16 protein-coding genes are annotated in these 16381 nt (G+C 60.3%); 11 read left to right on the top strand and 5 right to left on the bottom strand.

Features of this window, described 5'->3' with window-relative positions; translation table 11 throughout:
• Positions 1-29: 29 nt before the first annotated feature.
• From petA to ASD70_RS01865, 6 genes are all read left to right on the top strand, one after another.
• A complete protein-coding gene (gene petA, locus ASD70_RS01890; RefSeq protein WP_043048551.1) occupies positions 30-623 on the top strand; it encodes a ubiquinol-cytochrome c reductase iron-sulfur subunit in 594 nt (197 codons plus the stop codon).
• Entirely contained in the window at positions 623-1834 is a 1212-nt protein-coding gene (locus ASD70_RS01885; protein ID WP_003188526.1) for a cytochrome b, read from the top strand. Before petA ends, ASD70_RS01885 begins: the two co-directional genes overlap by 1 nt.
• Positions 1834-2613 carry a cytochrome c1 gene (locus ASD70_RS01880; protein ID WP_032877802.1) on the top strand — a complete coding sequence of 260 codons (780 nt, stop codon included), beginning with the start codon at positions 1834-1836 and terminating at the stop codon, positions 2611-2613. Before ASD70_RS01885 ends, ASD70_RS01880 begins: the two co-directional genes overlap by 1 nt.
• Before the next feature lie 148 nt (positions 2614-2761).
• Positions 2762-3379, top strand: a complete 618-nt coding sequence (locus ASD70_RS01875; RefSeq protein WP_005784778.1) for a glutathione S-transferase N-terminal domain-containing protein — start codon at positions 2762-2764, stop codon at positions 3377-3379.
• A 17-nt stretch (positions 3380-3396) separates the two neighbouring features.
• Positions 3397-3816: a ClpXP protease specificity-enhancing factor gene (locus tag ASD70_RS01870; protein WP_046070903.1), complete on the top strand. Its 420-nt coding sequence runs from the start codon at positions 3397-3399 to the stop codon at positions 3814-3816.
• Between the two features lie 159 nt (positions 3817-3975).
• Entirely contained in the window at positions 3976-4725 is a 750-nt protein-coding gene (locus tag ASD70_RS01865) for a FadR/GntR family transcriptional regulator (RefSeq protein ID WP_032877801.1), read from the top strand.
• Between the two features lie 161 nt (positions 4726-4886).
• On the opposite strand, the gene ASD70_RS01860 is transcribed toward ASD70_RS01865, so the two are convergent.
• Positions 4887-6044: a hypothetical protein gene (locus ASD70_RS01860; RefSeq protein WP_056845517.1), complete on the bottom strand. Its 1158-nt coding sequence runs from the start codon at positions 6042-6044 to the stop codon at positions 4887-4889.
• 237 nt (positions 6045-6281) lie between these two features.
• Here ASD70_RS01860 and kdgD point away from each other — a divergent pair, with 237 nt between their 5' ends.
• From kdgD to ASD70_RS01835, 5 genes are all read left to right on the top strand, one after another.
• On the top strand, positions 6282-7193 hold the full coding sequence (kdgD, locus tag ASD70_RS01855; RefSeq protein WP_043048557.1) for a 5-dehydro-4-deoxyglucarate dehydratase: 912 nt from the start codon (positions 6282-6284) through the stop codon (positions 7191-7193).
• Between the two features lie 54 nt (positions 7194-7247).
• Positions 7248-8693, top strand: coding sequence for an aldehyde dehydrogenase family protein (locus ASD70_RS01850; RefSeq protein WP_056845516.1), 1446 nt, complete (start codon positions 7248-7250; stop codon positions 8691-8693).
• Between the two features lie 177 nt (positions 8694-8870).
• Positions 8871-10235, top strand: coding sequence for an MFS transporter (locus tag ASD70_RS01845; RefSeq protein WP_056845515.1), 1365 nt, complete (start codon positions 8871-8873; stop codon positions 10233-10235).
• A 10-nt stretch (positions 10236-10245) separates the two neighbouring features.
• Positions 10246-11799: a galactarate dehydratase gene (gene garD / locus ASD70_RS01840; protein ID WP_056845514.1), complete on the top strand. Its 1554-nt coding sequence runs from the start codon at positions 10246-10248 to the stop codon at positions 11797-11799.
• A 162-nt stretch (positions 11800-11961) separates the two neighbouring features.
• Positions 11962-12903 carry an AEC family transporter gene (locus ASD70_RS01835; protein ID WP_056845513.1) on the top strand — a complete coding sequence of 314 codons (942 nt, stop codon included), beginning with the start codon at positions 11962-11964 and terminating at the stop codon, positions 12901-12903.
• On the opposite strand, the gene ASD70_RS01830 is transcribed toward ASD70_RS01835, so the two are convergent.
• The 4 genes from ASD70_RS01830 to gatB all read right to left on the bottom strand — a co-directional run bounded on the left by ASD70_RS01830 (position 12900) and on the right by gatB (position 16377).
• Positions 12900-13280 (bottom strand): carboxymuconolactone decarboxylase family protein, encoded by a 381-nt coding sequence (locus tag ASD70_RS01830; RefSeq protein ID WP_046070908.1) that lies wholly within the window; start codon positions 13278-13280, stop codon positions 12900-12902. The genes ASD70_RS01835 and ASD70_RS01830 overlap by 4 nt on opposite strands.
• Positions 13277-14356, bottom strand: coding sequence for a calcium/sodium antiporter (locus ASD70_RS01825; RefSeq protein ID WP_046072645.1), 1080 nt, complete (start codon positions 14354-14356; stop codon positions 13277-13279). Before ASD70_RS01825 ends, ASD70_RS01830 begins: the two co-directional genes overlap by 4 nt.
• Before the next feature lie 25 nt (positions 14357-14381).
• Positions 14382-14753: a septal ring lytic transglycosylase RlpA family protein gene (locus tag ASD70_RS01820; protein WP_046070909.1), complete on the bottom strand. Its 372-nt coding sequence runs from the start codon at positions 14751-14753 to the stop codon at positions 14382-14384.
• Positions 14754-14931: 178 nt separating this feature from the next.
• Complete coding sequence (gene gatB, locus ASD70_RS01815; protein WP_056845512.1) at positions 14932-16377, bottom strand: Asp-tRNA(Asn)/Glu-tRNA(Gln) amidotransferase subunit GatB; 1446 nt, start codon at positions 16375-16377, stop codon at positions 14932-14934.
• Positions 16378-16381: the final 4 nt, after the last annotated feature.

Here is a 16381-nt window from a genome sequence, read left to right as displayed (position 1 = left end):
GGCCAAAAAAGCTGATGGGAGAGGACTGAATGAGCAATGACGGCGTGAATGCAGGCCGGCGTCGCTTCTTGGTAGCAGCCACATCCGTGGTGGGTGCTGCAGGAGCGGTGGGGGCTGCGGTCCCGTTCGTGGGGTCATGGTTTCCCAGTGCCAAGGCGAAAGCCGCAGGTGCACCGGTGAAGGTGAATGTCAGCAAGATCGAGCCAGGCCAGCAGATGATTGCTGAGTGGCGCGGCCAACCGGTATTCATCGTTCGTCGTACCGAGGAAATCCTGGGGAATCTGAAGAAGATCGAGGGCCAGTTGTCCGACCCGCAATCCGAGAATTCCGACCAGCCCGCCTACGCCAAGAACGAAGTGCGTTCGATCAAGCCAGAGATTCTGCTGCTGGTCGGTCTGTGTACCCACCTGGGTTGCTCGCCTACCTTCCGCCCGGAAGTGGCCCCTGTCGATCTGGGCAAGGACTGGGTCGGCGGTTATTTCTGCCCGTGCCACGGTTCCCACTACGACCTCGCCGGCCGAGTCTACAAGTCCCAGCCCGCGCCCTTGAACCTGCCCGTGCCTCCGCATACCTACGAAACTGACGACCTCATAGTCATTGGCCTCGACAAGGAGAACGCGTGATGAGCAAGTTCATGGATTGGGTGGATGCGCGCTTCCCCGCCACTAAAATGTGGGAAGACCATCTCAGCAAGTATTACGCGCCAAAGAACTTCAACTTCTTCTACTTCTTCGGCTCCCTCGCCCTGTTAGTGCTGGTCAACCAGATCGTCACCGGCGTGTGGCTGACGATGAGCTACACCCCGTCGGCGGAGGAGGCGTTCGCTTCCGTTGAATACATCATGCGTGACGTCGAGTACGGCTCGATCCTGCGCCTGCTGCACTCCACCGGCGCGTCAGCGTTCTTTATCGTCGTCTACCTGCACATGTTCCGTGGCCTGCTCTACGGGTCGTACCAGAAGCCTCGCGAGCTGGTGTGGGTGTTCGGCATGCTGATCTACCTGGCGCTGATGGCCGAAGCCTTCATGGGTTACCTGCTGCCGTGGGGCCAGATGTCGTACTGGGGCGCCCAGGTGATCATTTCGCTGTTCGGTGCGATCCCGGTGATCGGCAACGACCTGACCCAGTGGATCCGCGGTGACTACCTGATCTCGGGCATTACCCTGAACCGCTTCTTCGCCCTGCACGTGGTGGCCTTGCCGATCGTGATCCTCGGCCTGGTTGTGCTGCACATCCTGGCGCTGCACGAAGTGGGCTCCAACAACCCCGATGGCGTGGACATCAAGAAGCATAAGGACGAGAACGGCATTCCGCTGGATGGTATTCCATTCCACCCGTACTACACCGTCAAAGACATTGTCGGCGTGGTGGTGTTCCTGTTCGTGTTCTGCTCGATCGTGTTCTTTTTCCCGGAGATGGGCGGTTATTTCCTCGAGAAGCCTAACTTCGAGCAGGCCAACGCCTTCAAGACTCCCGAGCACATTGCGCCGGTATGGTACTTCACGCCGTTCTACGCGATCCTGCGCGCCATCCCTGACAAGCTGATGGGCGTGATCGCCATGGGCGCAGCCATCGCGGTGCTGTTCGTGCTGCCATGGCTGGACCGCAGTCCGGTCAAGTCGATGCGCTACAAAGGCTGGCTGAGCAAGATCTGGTTGTGGGTGTTCTGCATTTCGTTCGTGATCCTGGGCGTACTCGGCGTATTGGCGCCAACCCCTGAGCGTACGTTGCTGTCGCAGGTCTGCACCTTCCTGTACTTCGCCTACTTCATTCTGATGCCGTTCTATACCCGGCTCGAGAAGACCAAACCGGTTCCGGAAAGGGTGACTGGCTGATGAAAAAGTTATTCGTTGCATTCGTGCTTGCGGCCTTGCCGCTACTGTCCTTCGCCGCTGAACATGGCGCGCAGCTGGAAAAAGTCGATATCGATGTGTCTGACAAAGCCGCCATGCAGGATGGGCTGCGTACATTCACCAACTACTGCATGGGTTGCCACAGCGCCAAGTTCCAACGTTACGAGCGTGTCGCCGATGACTTGGGCATCCCCCATGAAGTGATGCTCAGCCACGCGGTGTTCACTGGCGCGAAGATCGGCGACCACATGAACACCGGCATGCAACCGGCCGATGCCAAGGCCTGGTTCGGCGCCGCACCGCCCGACCTGACCCTGGTGGCCCGCGTGCGCGGCACCGACTGGCTCTACGGCTACCTGAAATCCTTCTACGAAGACCCTGCGCGCCCGTATGGCGTGAACAACAAAGTCTTCCCGAACGTCGGCATGCCGAACGTTCTGGTCGGCCTGCAGGGTCGTCAAGTGGTAGGATGCAAGCAGGTTCAGGTCGTTGAAGACGGCAAGAAGCAATATGATCCGTTGACCGGTACGCCTCTGACCCATGAAGCGTGCGATCAACTGACCATCGTGCCCAAGACCGGTACGCTGAATGAAGAGCAGTTCGACGAGAAGGTCAAGAACCTGGTGACCTTCCTGGCTTACTCGGCCAACCCGGTCAAACTGCAGCACCAGCGCATCGGTACGTACGTCTTGCTGTACCTGGCTTTCTTCTTCGTATTCGCTTATCTGCTCAAGCGCGAATACTGGAAGGATGTGCATTGATCCAACCGTAAGCAATTGCTGTTAATCTTGCGCGCCCAGCGGCATCTCTGAACACGTAGCGACCGGTTGAACCGGACGTTACAGGGATGCTCTCTGGGCGCGCTCGTTTTTGAGCTTTCGATAATTTCAACAAGCGAGGAGGACCGCCATGGGCGTGACCAATCGGTTGGCCTGTTACTCCGACCCCGCCGACCACTATTCCCACCGAGTACGCATCGTGCTCGCAGAGAAGGGTGTCAGCGCCGAGATCATCAGTGTGGAGGCGGGCCGTCATCCGCCGAAACTGATCGAAGTGAACCCTTACGGCAGCTTGCCCACCCTGGTCGATCGTGACCTGGCGTTGTGGGAGTCAACCGTGGTGATGGAATACTTGGATGAGCGTTACCCTCATCCGCCTTTGCTGCCGGTATACCCGGTGGCGCGTGCCAATAGCCGCCTGCTGATCCATCGGATCCAGCGCGACTGGTGCGGGCTGGTGGATGTGATTCTGGATTCGCGTTCAAAAGAAGCCGCTCGGGTGCAGGCGCGCAAGGAATTGCGCGAGAGCCTGACCGGCGTTTCGCCGTTGTTCGCCGATAAACCTTTTTTCCTCAGTGAGGAACAAAGCTTGGTGGATTGCTGCCTATTACCCATACTCTGGCGTTTGCCGATCCTGGGCATTGAACTGCCACGGCCGGCCAAGCCGTTGCTTGATTACATGGAGCGCCAGTTTGCGCGTGAGGCTTTCCAGGCGAGTCTGTCTGGTGTCGAACGCGATATGCGCTAAGGCTTAAGGAGCCGTTGATGAACTCCAGTCGACCTTACCTGGTCCGCGCGCTCTATGAGTGGATTGTGGACAACGATTGCACCCCGCACATGCTGGTCAATTCCGAATTTCCTGCGGTTCAGGTACCGCAGGGTTTTGCCAGCGACGGACAAATCGTGCTGAACGTATCGCCCAGTGCCGTGCGCCACCTGCACATGGACAACGAAGCGGTGAGCTTCGAAGGACGTTTCGGCGGTGTACCCCATACGCTGTTCGTGCCAATCGGTGCCATCCTCGGGATTTATGCCCGGGAAAATGGCCAAGGCATGGTGTTCGATCTGGAGTCGCCTTTCGAGGATGGCGAAACGATCGAAGGTGAAGGCAGTGATGATGTGCCGCCACCGGATACCGAGCCGCCGCGCCCTAGCGGTCGGCCGAGCTTGAAAGTGGTGAAGTAGGCGGATTACGCCTCCAGGCCCATGTGAAAAATGCCTCGACTGCTGTCGGGGCATTTTTTTTGCGCGAAGGATATGGATGAAAGTCGCGCCGGAACGGTGATCGTACAACCACCATGGGCTATGATGCGGTCTTTAGTTCGCCGAGAAAGATGGTTCATCATGGAAAACGCCAGCGCCGCTCCACGTCTTCCCCGCAAGCGCCGCAGCCTTGCCCAGGAATTGGTCACGGTGTTGTCCGAGCAGATCCGCGACGGCCAGCTCAAGCGCGGCGACAAGCTGCCCACCGAGTCGGCAATCATGGACGCCCATGGCGTCAGCCGCACTGTGGTGCGCGAAGCCATCTCGCGCCTGCAAGCGGCGGGGCAGGTCGAGACCCGCCACGGTATCGGCACCTTTGTGCTGGACACGCCAAGCCCCAGCGGTTTCCGCATTGACCCGGCCACCGTGGTGACGTTGCGTGATGTGCTGGCGATCCTGGAGCTGCGTATCAGCCTTGAAGTAGAGTCCGCGGGCCTTGCAGCCTTGCGTCGCAGCGATGCACAGCTGGCGGCAATGCGTGCGGCCCTCGATGCCCTGAACGAAAGTGCGGCCCATGCCGGCGATGCGGTAGCTTCGGACTTTGCCTTCCACCTGGAAATTGCGTTGTCTACCGGCAACCGTTACTTCACCGACATCATGACCCACCTGGGCACCAGCATCATTCCACGCACACGCCTGAATTCGGCGCGCCTGGCCCATGATGACCAACAGCACTACATGAGCCGCCTGAGTCGCGAACACGAAGAGATTTATGAGGCGATTGCGCGCCAGGATTCGGATGCGGCACGTGCGGCTATGCGTCTGCATTTGACCAATAGCCGTGAGCGGCTGCGCCATGCCCATGAAGAGGCCGAGGCGCAGCGCGGTTGAAGGCTGATTCGCCGCGATACAAATGTGGGAGGGGCGGTGCGACGATTCGACTTGCCCGCGAAGACGTCGGCCCAGCAAACATTGATGTCGGTTGACCCACCGCTATCGGGGGCAAGCCCCCTCCCACAGTTGATCTCCATTGCCTGGAGTATTGCGGCTACTTAGCTGGCCGGTTGATTGGGCTTGTAGTCCTTAAGCAACAAATACGTACTCCACCCCCACCAATCATTGGTCCAGTGCTTGTCGTTCAGGTCATTGACGTCCTTGCGCCGCAGCACCTTGTCTCCCTCCATCTTGAACAGTGGCGAGAAGTTATTCGCCGGGTTTTGCGCCGCGTTCAAGTCGGGCACATACAACGGTGCCTTGAAGCTGGCCGGGGAGGGCGCGATACCGCTGATGAAGGTCTCGAAGATCTCATCAGCCGAAGCCTGTACTGCGCGTTTGACCTGCATGCGGTTGTCCGCGTCGATGTCATCGAAGTAGCGTTTATCCCCATAGGCGTGCCATTGATCGCCCATGGCATTGCGCACCTTGAGCCCGAACTTGCTGTCTTCATCGTGCATGAAACGGCTGATCAGCGAACCCAGTTCACCCGGCGTCACTACCGCTGCCAGTTGCTTGCGCGGTACGCGCAGGTGGCCGGCGGAAAACAGGTCAGTCAAGAAATGATCAGCAAAGCTGTTCATCGCATAAGCCAGCTCAAGGGCCTGATCGGTGCCGGTTTGATGGGCCGCTACGGCCTGTTGCAGTGCCGCTGTGTGGCCGGCCAGGTACGCCGACAGGGCCCACTCGCCGAAGTGGTCGGCGTTGTCCGCCGCCAGCTTCAGGTAGCGCCCCAGGGGGATGAGGGCTGAAACAGCACTGCCACCGCCGGTGATGCGGTTCCACTCCTCGGACAACGTATCACCCAAGGCGTCATAGGCTTCGTGGGGCTGCTTGCCGTCCTTGATCGCCTGCTTGACTGCGGCGATCTCCTTTTGCATCACCGCCAGGATCTTGTGGGCCTCTTCCCGGGAGGCCGGCAGCACTGCCAGAGAGTTAAAGGCGGCAGTGAAACGTTGCGCACGCTCGGCTGGGGAGGCGCCATCGCTGATGGCCTGGCCAGGAATGCCATAGAAATCGCCGCCCAGGGCAATGACTTGGCCGTAGGTCAGCGCGAGTCCGTTGGGCAGGTGCAGCTCGACTTGGTGGGCGGGAATTGCTGGCGCGTCCTTGGCGAAACGCAAAAGGGTTTCATCACCGATGGCGGTGTGCTCACCCCCTTCGAAACGTAGGGTAGGCGCTTGCTTTTGCGGTGCAGCGAGTTCTAGACCTGACATGTTAGCTCCTTGCTATGTCGTAGGAATCTTCCTTGATTGCTGTATGTACATACAGTAATTATGAGCATAAAGGAGAAATTTCCTACGTCAAGAAGCATCGTTAAACGTGTCGGCTTTGCGATGAACAGCGATGAATTGGAGTTGACGAATCTTTTTATAGTTGTACGATGACGTACGACATCACCAAAACCAACAACAACCTTTCGTTAGAAAGTCTTCGCCCAGGGTGTTCGAATAATGAATCCACAAGAACTGAAGTCCATCCTCTCCCACGGTCTGCTGTCTTTTCCGGTGACTGATTTCACTGCCCAGGGTGATTTCCACCAGGCGGGCTATATCAAGCGCCTGGAATGGTTGGCCCCGTATGGCGCCACCGCCTTGTTCGCAGCGGGTGGCACCGGTGAGTTTTTCTCCCTCGCCGCCAGCGAATATTCCCAAGTGGTAAAAACCGCCGTTGATACCTGCGCCACCAGCGTGCCGATCCTGGCCGGTGTGGGCGGCGCGACCCGTCAGGCCATCGAGTACGCCCAAGAGGCCGAACGCCTCGGCGCCAAAGGCTTGCTGCTGCTGCCGCACTACCTCACCGAAGCCAGCCAGGACGGGGTGGCTGCCCACGTTGAAGCGGTGTGCAAGTCGGTCAAGATCGGCGTAGTGGTCTACAACCGCAATGTCTGCCGCCTGACTGCGCCACTGCTGGAGCGCCTGGCCGAGCGCTGCCCGAACCTGATCGGCTACAAGGATGGCTTGGGTGACATCGAGTTGATGGTGTCGATCCGCCGCCGCCTCGGCGACCGTTTCAGCTACCTGGGCGGCTTGCCGACTGCCGAGGTTTACGCTGCGGCCTATAAGGCCCTGGGGGTGCCGGTGTACTCCTCGGCAGTGTTCAACTTCATCCCGAAAACTGCGATGGACTTCTATCACGCCATTGCCCGCGAAGATCACGCCACCGTCGGCAAGATCATCGATGACTTCTTCCTGCCGTACCTGGACATCCGCAACCGTAAAGCCGGTTACGCGGTGAGCATCGTCAAGGCCGGTGCGAAAATCGTCGGTTATGACGCCGGCCCGGTGCGCACGCCGCTCACCGACCTGCTGCCGGAAGAGTACGAAGCCCTCGCCGCGCTGATCGACAAGCAAGGCCCGCAGTAAATTATCCACAAGGCCGCTGAGCAATCAGCGGCCTTTTGCGTCAGGAGAAGATTCGTGTCCCAAGCACAGCGTTTTGAGAACTACATCAACGGCGAATGGGTAAGCGGTGCCGATTACTGCGCCAATATCAACCCGTCGGATGTGTCCGATGTCATTGGCGACTATGCCAAGGCGGATGTGGCCCAAGTCAACGCGGCTATCGACGCCGCCCGCGCGGCGTTCCCGGCCTGGTCCACTTCCGGTATCCAGGCGCGTCACGATGCCCTGGACAAAGTCGGCAGCGAAATCCTCGCCCGTCGTGAAGAGCTCGGCACCCTGCTGGCCCGTGAAGAGGGCAAGACCCTGCCGGAAGCCATCGGCGAAGTGACCCGCGCCGGTAATATCTTCAAATTCTTCGCCGGCGAATGCCTGCGCCTGTCGGGTGATTACGTGCCGTCGGTGCGCCCGGGCGTCAACGTTGAAGTCACTCGCGAAGCCCTTGGTGTGGTCGGCCTGATCACCCCGTGGAATTTCCCGATTGCCATCCCTGCGTGGAAGATCGCCCCGGCCCTGGCCTACGGCAACTGCGTGGTGATCAAGCCCGCCGAACTCGTGCCGGGTTGTGCCTGGGCCTTGGCGGAAATCATCTCCCGTGCCGGTTTCCCGGCCGGTGTGTTCAACCTGTTGATGGGCAGCGGCCGTGTGGTCGGTGATGTGTTGGTCAACAGCCCGAAAGTCGATGGCATCAGTTTCACCGGCTCCGTCGGCGTGGGCCGTCAGATCGCCGTCAGCTGTGTATCGCGCCAGGCCAAGGTGCAGTTGGAAATGGGCGGCAAGAACCCACAGATCATTCTCGATGACGCCGACCTCAAGCAGGCCGTCGAGTTGTCGGTACAGAGCGCGTTTTACTCCACCGGCCAGCGTTGCACCGCGTCGAGCCGCTTGATTGTCACTGCGGGTATTCACGATCAGTTTGTGGCGGCCATGGCCGAGCGCATGCAGTCGATCAAGGTCGGCCACGCGCTGCAAAGCGGCACCGACATCGGCCCGGTGGTTTCCCAGGCCCAGTTGGACCAGGACCTGAAATACATCGACATCGGCCAAAGCGAAGGTGCGCGGCTGGTCAGTGGCGGTGGCCTGGTGACCTGCGACACCGAAGGCTATTACCTGGCGCCGACACTGTTTGCCGACAGCGAAGCCGCCATGCGTATCAGCCGTGAGGAGATCTTCGGCCCGGTGGCCAACGTGGTACGCGTGGCGGACTACGAAGCGGCGCTGGCCATGGCCAACGACACCGAGTTCGGCTTGTCGGCGGGGATCGCTACCACCTCGCTGAAATACGCCAACCACTTCAAGCGCCACTCCCAGGCCGGGATGGTGATGGTCAACCTGCCGACTGCGGGCGTGGATTATCACGTTCCGTTCGGCGGCCGTAAGGGCTCATCCTACGGTTCGCGTGAGCAAGGTCGCTATGCGCAAGAGTTCTACACCGTGGTGAAAACCAGCTACATCGGTTCGTAATACCCGTTTCACTGTAGGAGCGAGCTTGCTCGCGAAGAACGTCAACGATTACGCGCGCATTCAGGATGTACGCGGCGCCTGCGAGTTTTCGCGAGCAAGCTCGCTCCTACAGATGGCGGTACCCAGCAATACATAACTATTACCCGCAAAAAAAATAATTAGTGGGAGTACTTCTACATGCAAGCGACCAAGCCGACCCATGTCCGCTATTTGATCCTGCTCATGCTGTTCCTGGTGACCACGATCAACTACGCCGACCGGGCCACTATCGCCATCGCCGGTTCCAGCCTGCAAAAAGACCTCGGCATCGACGCGGTCACCCTCGGTTATATCTTTTCCGCTTTCGGATGGGCCTACGTTGCCGGGCAAATCCCCGGCGGCTGGCTGCTCGACCGCTTCGGTTCGAAAAAAGTCTATGCCCTGAGCATCTTCACCTGGTCCTTGTTTACCGTGCTGCAAGGCTATGTCGGTGAGTTCGGTATCTCCACCGCTGTGGTCGCGCTGTTCATGCTGCGCTTTATGGTGGGCCTGGCCGAAGCGCCATCCTTCCCAGGTAACGCACGGATTGTGGCGGCCTGGTTCCCCACGGCTGAACGCGGCACTGCATCGGCGATCTTCAATTCGGCGCAGTACTTCGCCACGGTGTTGTTCGCGCCATTGATGGGCTGGATCGTCTACCGCTTTGGCTGGCAGCATGTGTTTATCGTGATGGGCGTGATTGGCATCGTGTTCTCGCTGATCTGGCTGAAAGTTATCCACAGCCCTCGCCAGCACCCGATGATCAACGAGGCCGAGTTCAATCACATCGCGGCCAATGGTGCGATGGTCGACATGGACCAGGACAAAGGCAAGGGCAAGAAAACCGACGGGCCGAAGTGGGATTACATCCGTCAACTGCTGACCAATCGCATGATGCTCGGCGTGTACCTGGGCCAGTACTGCATCAACGGCATCACCTACTTCTTCCTTACCTGGTTCCCGGTGTACCTGGTGCAGGACCGTGGCATGACCATTCTCAAGGCCGGTTTCATTGCCTCGTTGCCGGCGATCTGCGGCTTTATCGGCGGGGTGCTTGGCGGGGTGATTTCCGATTACCTGCTGCGCAAGGGCCACTCCCTGACCTTTGCCCGCAAGGCGCCGATCATTGGCGGCCTGCTGATTTCCAGCAGCATCGTGGCGTGCAACTACGTGGATATCGAATGGATGGTGGTGGGCTTCATGGCGCTGGCCTTCTTCGGTAAAGGCGTTGGCGCACTGGGTTGGGCGGTGGTGTCCGACACCTCGCCGAAACAGATCGCCGGCCTCAGTGGCGGCTTGTTCAACACCTTCGGTAACCTGGCCTCCATTACCACGCCTATCGTGATCGGCTACATCATCAGCACCACTGGCTCGTTCAAATGGGCGCTGGTGTTCGTCGGCGCCAACGCCCTGGTGGCGGTGTTCAGCTATCTGGTGATTGTCGGCCCGATCAAGCGCGTGGTGCTCAAGGAGCCGCCCACCAAAGGCCCGGAGTTGACCAACCTTTCCCAAGCGCATTCCTGAGGTTCGTGTGATGCAGTTGATTGAACATGCCGACTCGCCGCGCTCGATCCGTTTGCACGAGCGCGACAACGTAGTGATCGTGGTAAACGACCAGGGCGTGCCGGCGGGCACTGAATTTCCCGACGGCCTGGTCACCGTGGATTTTATTCCCCAGAGCCACAAGGTGACCCTGGAAGATATCCCCGAGGGCGGTCGGATCATTCGCTACGGCCAGACCATCGGTTATGCCTTGGCGCCAATCCCCCGTGGCAGTTGGGTGCAGGAAGATCAACTGCGCATGCCCACCGCGCCGCCCCTGGACAGCTTGCCGCTGTCCACCGAGGTGCCTGAAACCCAGGCACCGCTGGAGGGGTTTACCTTCGAGGGCTATCGCAATGCCGATGGCACGGTGGGTACGCGCAATATCCTCGGCATTACCACTACCGTGCAGTGCGTTACCGGTGTGCTGGACCATGCGGTCAAGCGCATCAAGGACGAGCTGCTGCCCAAGTATCCCCATGTCGATGACGTGGTGGCACTGACCCACAGCTACGGCTGCGGCGTGGCGATCACGGCGACGGATGCCTATATCCCGATCCGTACCGTGCGCAACCTGGCACGTAACCCGAACCTGGGCGGCGAAGCCTTGGTGATCAGCCTGGGCTGCGAGAAATTGCAGGCCGGGCAGGTGATGCACGACAACGACAGCTCCGTGGACCTGAGCGAGCCATGGCTGTACCGCTTGCAGGACTCCAGCCACGGTTTTACCGAAATGATCGAACAGATCATGGAACTGGCCGAAGTGCGTTTGAAAAAACTCGACCAGCGGCGCCGGGAAACCGTGCCGGCCTCCGAGCTGATCCTGGGCATGCAGTGCGGCGGCAGTGATGCGTTTTCCGGCATCACCGCCAACCCGGCGCTGGGGTATGCCTCTGACCTGCTGCTGCGGGCTGGGGCGACGGTAATGTTTTCCGAAGTGACGGAGGTGCGTGATGCGATCTACCTGCTGACGTCGCGCGCGCAAAACGAGGACGTCGCCCGCGAATTGGTCAGGGAAATGGACTGGTACGATCGTTACCTGGCTAAGGGCGAAGCCGATCGCAGTGCCAATACCACACCGGGGAACAAGAAGGGTGGGCTATCGAATATCGTCGAGAAGTCCCTGGGCTCCATCGTCAAATCCGGCAGCAGCGCGATCAATGGCGTGCTCGGCCCGGGTGAGCGTTTCAAGGGCAAAGGGCTGATCTTCTGCGCTACACCGGCCAGTGATTTCGTGTGCGGCACCTTGCAACTGGCGGCCGGGATGAACCTGCATGTGTTCACAACCGGGCGCGGCACGCCCTATGGGTTGGCGATGGCGCCGGTGGTAAAGGTCTCGACCCGTACCGAGCTGGCCCAGCGTTGGCCGGACCTGATCGATATCGATGCCGGGCGCATTGCTACCGGGCGCGCGAGCATCGAGGAGTTGGGCTGGGAGTTGTTCTACTTCTATTTGGATGTGGCCAGTGGCAGGAAACAGACGTGGGCGGAGCATCATAAGCTGCACAACGACATCATCCTGTTCAACCCGGCGCCTATTACCTGAGACCGAGGCGCCTGCATCGGGGGCAAGCCCCCTCCCACATTCGATCGGGTGAACGCGGTCGAGGTGGGAGGGGGCTTGCCCCCGATTGCGGTAGACCAGACGACACGGGCTGCATGGCTTATCATTAGCCAACTAACGACGCCCACCAAGGTTCTCCCCGGCATGCTGGCAATTTTCCTCACCACCCTCACCATCACCGCGCCGGTGTTCGCCATGCTGTTCCTCGGTGTGCTGCTCAAGCGCATCCAATGGATCAACGACAACTTTATCCATACCGCTTCGTCGCTGGTGTTCAACGTCACCATGCCGGCACTGCTGTTCCTGGGCATCCTGCATGCCGACCTGCGCGCGGCGCTCAAGCCCGGATTGCTCATCTACTTCTCAATCGCCACGCTGCTGAGCTTCGCCCTGGCCTGGGGCTGGGCGATCTTTCGTTGCAAGCGTGAAGACCGTGGGATCTATACCCAAGGCGCGTTTCGCGGCAACAACGGCGTGATCGGCCTGGCGCTGGCGGCCAGCATGTACGGCGACTACGGCATCTCCCTCGGCGCGATCCTCGCGGCGCTGGTGATTCTGTTCTACAACACGCTGTCGACCATTGTGTTGGCGGTGTACAGCCCGGTGATCAAGTCCGACCCATGGAGCATCTTCAAGAGCGTGGTGGCCAACCCGCTGATCATCAGCGTGATCGTCGCCGCGCCGTTCGCTTACTTCCAGATCGGCCTGCCCGGCTGGTTGGAAAAATCCCTGCAGTACCTATCGGATACCACGCTTCCGTTGGCGTTGATCTGCATCGGCGGCACCTTGTCCCTGGCGGCACTGCGCAAAAGCGGCAACATGGCGCTGAGCGCAAGCTTGATGAAGATGGTCTGGCTGCCGGTAATCGCGACCCTGGGCGCCTGGCTATTGGGGTTTCGCGGGCCGGAGCTGGGCATTCTGTTCCTGTATTTCGGCGCGCCGACCGCCGCCGCGAGCTTCGTGATGGCCAGGGCGGCGCAAGGCAATCATGAGCTGGCGGCCGCGATTATCGTGATCACCACGCTGATGGCGGCGGTGACCACCAATATCGGGATCTTCGTGTTGCAGGCCGGTGGCTGGATCTAGGCGTCTTTCTGGTAGCTGTCGATCACTTCCTGCGCGGCCCGAAACGCGTCAATCGCCGCCGGCACCCCTGCATACACCGCGCAATGCAGCAGCGCTTCGCGTATCTCTTCGACCGTACAGCCATTGTTCAAGGCACCGCGCACATGGCCCTTGAGTTCCTGCGGGCACTTGAGGGCGGTCAGGGCGGCGAGGGTGATCAGGCTGCGGGTCTTGAGCGGTAAGCCTTCGCGGTTCCATACGCTGCCCCACGCATGCTCGTTGACGAAATCCTGCAGCGGCTGGGTGAACGCCGTGGCATTGCCCAAGGCGCGGTCGACGAACACATCGCCCATGACTTGGCGACGCACTTCAACCCCTGGCCTTTTCTGATCGTTCATTGCGATTCCCTCTTGTGTTGGCGATGCCAGGCGCGCAGTGAGGTAAGCAACAGCAAAATCACCAACGCCGGCAGGACGTAATACAGCATCAGTTTTTCAAGCTTGTTGGCCAGGGGCATGCCGGTGGTGAAGGCCATCACATGCAGACCGTACGCCAGATATAGCCCCAGCAGCACCAGCCCTTCGATACGCGTTACCCGATAACCGGTATAGAACACCGGCAAGCACAGGATGATGGCGCCGAGCATGACCGGCAAATCAAAATCCAGGGCATTGGGGGATACCGACAGCGGCGACGGCGCCACCAGCGCGGTAAAGCCCAGCACCCCGAGCAGGTTGAACAGGTTGCTGCCGATCACGTTGCCCACCGCAATTTCCCGTTCGCCCCGCAAGGCGGCGATCAGTGACGTGGCGAGGCAGGGCAGTGAGGTGCCCACGCCAATCAGCGTCAGGCCGATGACCCGCTCCGACAGGCCCAGGTCGCCCGCCACGTCCACCGCTGCGCCGAGCAGCAGATGCCCGGCCAATACCAATACCAGCAGCCCGCCGAGCATCAGCAACACACTGCTCAGCCAGGGGGCCTGGGTGACGGTGTCCAGGCTTCGCGGGCGGCGCGAATGGCGCGTCTGGTAATGCAGCACGCCCAGGTAGGCCAGCAGCGCCACCAGCAATACGCCGCCATCCAATGGCGTGAGCATTTCGTTGGCAGCCAGGATAAACACTAGCAGGCCGGCGAAGATCATCACCGGGATATCCACGCGCACCAGCTGCCGCGATACGCGCAAGGGAATGATCAGCGCCGACAGGCCCAGGGTGACGAGGATATTGAAGATACTGCTGCCAATCACGCTGCCTACGGCAATGTCGGTATTGCCGGCCAGGGTGGCCTGCAGGCTGACGGTCATCTGCGGTGCGCTGCTGCCGAAGGCGACGATGCTCAAGCCGATGATCAGCGGCCGCACCTTGAGGCTGGCCGCCAGGCGCACGGCGGCGCGCACCAGCACTTCAGCGCCGGCGATCAGCAGCAGCAGGCCGCCAACCAGTTCGAGCAGGCTCCAGGGCGAAAGGGCGTTCAACGCGAAAATGCTCAAGGCTGCCTCGTCAGTTGTTCAGGGCTTGCACGCGAACCCGTGCGGTACCGCTGCCCAGCATACGCAGTTGCTCGGCAGCCTTGCGGGAAAGGTCGATCAGGCGCCCGCGGGTATGCGGGCCGCGGTCATTGATACGCACTACCACCGATCGGTCGTTGTCGAGATTGGTCACCTTGACCTGGGTGCCGAAGGGCAGGCGCCTGTGGGCGGCGGTCAGGGCGTTCTGGTTGAAAGGTTCACCACTGGCGGTTCGCTTGCCATGGTGCCTGGCGCCGTAATAGGAGGCGGTGCCGGTTTCGTCGTAGCCTTTGGGGTCGATGAGGCCGCTGGCGCAACCGGCCAGCAGGGAGGACAGGGCCAGGAGGCCGAGTAGACGCTTCATTGTCAGGAAATCCCCAATAAAAAATGTGGAGAGGGGGCTCATGTGGGAGGGGGCTTGCTCCCGATAGCGGTGAAGCAGTCAACACATGTGTTGACTGAAACGCCCTCATCGGGAGCAAGCCCCCTCCCACACAGGTTGGAGCCAGACCTTGAAGTCTGCTCCAACCATTTCACGGCTATCAGCCTTCGAGCTTGCTTTTCAGCAGTTCGTTGACCTGTTGCGGGTTGGCCTTGCCCTTGGAGGCTTTCATTGCCTGGCCGACAAAGAAGCCGAACATCTTGCCGCGCTTGGCTTCGTCTGCCGCGCGGTATTGCTCGACCTGTTCGGCATTCGCCGCGAGCATTTCATCGAGCACGGCCGAGATGGCGCCGCTGTCGGTGACTTGCTTGAGGCCGCGCTTGTCGATGATCTCGTCGGCGCCGCCTTCACCTGCGGCCATGGCTTCGAACACGGTCTTGGCGATCTTGCCGGAGATGGTGTTGTCCTTGATGCGCAGCAGCATGCCGCCCAGTTGTTCGGCAGTGACCGGCGCTTCGTCGATTTCCAGGCCCTGTTTGTTCAACAGGCTGCCCAGCTCAACCATCACCCAGTTGGCCGCCAGCTTGGCGTCGCCGGCAATGCCTACGACTTTCTCGAAGTAGTTGGCTTGCTCACGGCTGGAAGCCAGCACGCTGGAATCGTAGATCGACAATCCGAACTGCGCCTGGAAGCGCTCGCGTTTTTGCTGTGGCAGTTCCGGCAGGGTGGCGCGGATGTCATTGAGGAATGAATCCTCGAGCACCACCGGCAACAGGTCTGGATCGGGGAAGTAACGGTAGTCGTTGGCTTCCTCTTTGCTGCGCATGGCGCGGGTTTCGTCTTTGTTCGGATCGTACAGGCGGGTTTGCTGGATCACCTTGCCGCCGTCCTCGATCAGTTCGATCTGGCGACGCACTTCGCTGTTGATCGCCTTCTCGATGAAACGGAACGAGTTGACGTTCTTGATCTCGCAGCGGGTGCCGAACTCGACCTGGCCCTTTGGCCGGATCGATACGTTGCAATCGCAGCGCAGCGAGCCTTCGGCCATGTTGCCGTCGCAGATGCCCAGGTAGCGCACCAGCGCATGGATGGTCTTGACGTAAGCCACGGCTTCCTTGGCGCTGCGCATGTCCGGCTCGGAGACGATCTCCAGCAACGGCGTGCCGGCGCGGTTCAGGTCGATACCGGTGGCGCCCGGGAATTCTTCGTGCAGGCTTTTGCCGGCGTCTTCTTCCAGGTGTGCACGGGTTACGCCGACACGCTTGATGGTGCCGTCTTCCAGTGCGATGTCCAGGTGGCCCTTGCCGACAATCGGCAACTCCATCTGGCTGATCTGGTAGCCCTTGGGCAGGTCCGGGTAGAAGTAGTTCTTGCGCGCGAACACGTTGTGCTGGCCGATCTCGGCGTCAATCGCCAAGCCGAACATCACGGCCATGCGCACCGCTTCCTGGTTCAGCACCGGCAGAACGCCGGGCATGCCCAGGTCGACCAGGCTGGCCTGGGTGTTGGGCTCGGACCCGAACGTGGTGGCGCTACCGGAGAAAATCTTCGATTGGGTGGCGAGCTGGGTATGAATCTCCAGCCCGATCACAACTTCCCATTGCATAGTG

It is taken from the genome of Pseudomonas sp. Root569, assembly GCF_001427465.1.
In the GTDB taxonomy this organism is placed as follows: domain Bacteria; phylum Pseudomonadota; class Gammaproteobacteria; order Pseudomonadales; family Pseudomonadaceae; genus Aquipseudomonas; species Aquipseudomonas synxantha.
The sequence above is the reverse complement of the archived record's forward strand: the minus strand, read 5'-3'. Positions and strand labels throughout refer to the sequence as shown.

Bases quoted from the DNA above. Each gene is read 5' to 3' on its own strand.
- petA (WP_043048551.1), top strand. From the start codon at position 30: ATGAGCAATGACGGCGTGAATGCAGGCCGGCGTCGCTTCTTGGTAGCA.
- ASD70_RS01885 (WP_003188526.1), top strand. From the start codon at position 623: ATGAGCAAGTTCATGGATTGGGTGGATGCGCGCTTCCCCGCCACTAAA.
- ASD70_RS01880 (WP_032877802.1), top strand. From the start codon at position 1,834: ATGAAAAAGTTATTCGTTGCATTCGTGCTTGCGGCCTTGCCGCTACTG.
- ASD70_RS01875 (WP_005784778.1), top strand. From the start codon at position 2,762: ATGGGCGTGACCAATCGGTTGGCCTGTTACTCCGACCCCGCCGACCAC.
- ASD70_RS01870 (WP_046070903.1), top strand. From the start codon at position 3,397: ATGAACTCCAGTCGACCTTACCTGGTCCGCGCGCTCTATGAGTGGATT.
- ASD70_RS01865 (WP_032877801.1), top strand. From the start codon at position 3,976: ATGGAAAACGCCAGCGCCGCTCCACGTCTTCCCCGCAAGCGCCGCAGC.
- ASD70_RS01860 (WP_056845517.1), bottom strand. From the start codon at position 6,044: ATGTCAGGTCTAGAACTCGCTGCACCGCAAAAGCAAGCGCCTACCCTA.
- kdgD (WP_043048557.1), top strand. From the start codon at position 6,282: ATGAATCCACAAGAACTGAAGTCCATCCTCTCCCACGGTCTGCTGTCT.
- ASD70_RS01845 (WP_056845515.1), top strand. From the start codon at position 8,871: ATGCAAGCGACCAAGCCGACCCATGTCCGCTATTTGATCCTGCTCATG.
- garD (WP_056845514.1), top strand. From the start codon at position 10,246: ATGCAGTTGATTGAACATGCCGACTCGCCGCGCTCGATCCGTTTGCAC.
- ASD70_RS01835 (WP_056845513.1), top strand. From the start codon at position 11,962: ATGCTGGCAATTTTCCTCACCACCCTCACCATCACCGCGCCGGTGTTC.
- ASD70_RS01830 (WP_046070908.1), bottom strand. From the start codon at position 13,280: ATGAACGATCAGAAAAGGCCAGGGGTTGAAGTGCGTCGCCAAGTCATG.
- ASD70_RS01820 (WP_046070909.1), bottom strand. From the start codon at position 14,753: ATGAAGCGTCTACTCGGCCTCCTGGCCCTGTCCTCCCTGCTGGCCGGT.
- gatB (WP_056845512.1), bottom strand. From the start codon at position 16,377: ATGCAATGGGAAGTTGTGATCGGGCTGGAGATTCATACCCAGCTCGCC.